The organism is Vibrio genomosp. F10 str. 9ZD137, assembly GCF_049974785.1.
Classification (GTDB): Bacteria; Pseudomonadota; Gammaproteobacteria; order Enterobacterales; family Vibrionaceae; genus Vibrio.
This window is the reverse complement of the sequence record NZ_JBNGCJ010000909.1, coordinates 1-978: the sequence shown is the minus strand read 5'-3', so window position 1 is coordinate 978 and position 978 is coordinate 1. Positions and strand designations below refer to the sequence as shown.

Below are 978 nucleotides of genomic sequence, written 5' to 3'. Positions count from 1 at the left end.
GCTGCGGCTGCGGCAAAGACAGATTCCTGTGTCAAGCAAGGCCTTATCTCTATGACAGGGACTTTCTTTGACACCATCATCATTTGTACGATGACCGGACTGGCGCTGATTTTGACCGGTGCCTGGCAAAGTGAATTCTCAGGCGCTGCCATGACAACGCATGCTTTTGCCCAAGGTTTGAACTCGGATACTTTAGGCCCAACGCTTGTTTCTATTGGTTTGATGTTTTTTGCCTTTACGACAATTCTTGGCTGGAACTATTACGGCGAACGATGCGTGGTTTATCTACTGGGTACAAAAGCGGTGCTCCCTTACAAAATCCTCTTTATTGCTTTAGTCGCGTCAGGTGCTTTTCTTCATTTAGATATGATTTGGATTATTGCAGACATTGTGAATGGATTAATGGCTATCCCTAACCTGATTGGTTTAATCGCCCTACGCCATGTGGTGATTGAAGAGACAAAACGTTATTTTTCAGCAGCAGTACACTCTAAAGCAGTGGATGCTTTCTAAGCCAGAAAATATTTTCTAAGACAGTAAGTACCGCGAACTAAGATTAAAAACTAACGTTGTTATCAAAGGCAAACAGATTTCATTGTTTGCCTTTTTATTTGCCAGCTGACACAAACCATCCAATTAAGGTTCTATAATAGGCTCTTCTAGCATTAGCTTCACGCCTAACGCAACTAGCACCGCTCCCGTTGTGCCTTCCATCCACTTTAAGAATCGGACATTATTCAACAAAGACTTGGCGCGCACTAACACACTAGACAAACTGCATTGCCAAATCATTGCGATGACAAAATGAATTGATGCCATAAAGAGCGATTGCAATAACGCAGAACCTTGCGGGTCAATGAACTGGGGAAGAAACGCCAAATAAAACACCGCTGTTTTTGGGTTAAGGACATTTGATAAAAACCCCTCACGCAAAGAGCGCAAAGCATCAAGCCCACCGCCAGCAGTTTGCGTGTCAAC

Annotated in this window: 2 protein-coding genes; one reads left to right on the top strand and one right to left on the bottom strand. The window is 43.7% G+C overall.

Annotated features, from left to right (window positions below; genetic code table 11):
- A partial coding sequence (locus ACP45E_RS20200) for an alanine:cation symporter family protein (protein ID WP_141707450.1) occupies nucleotides 1-513 on the top strand: 513 nt, incomplete at its 5' end.
- 123 nt (nucleotides 514-636) lie between these two features.
- Here the strand turns inward: ACP45E_RS20200 and ACP45E_RS20195 are convergent.
- Nucleotides 637-978 (bottom strand): LysE family translocator (locus ACP45E_RS20195; RefSeq protein WP_141707449.1); only part of this gene is annotated, 342 nt, incomplete at its 5' end.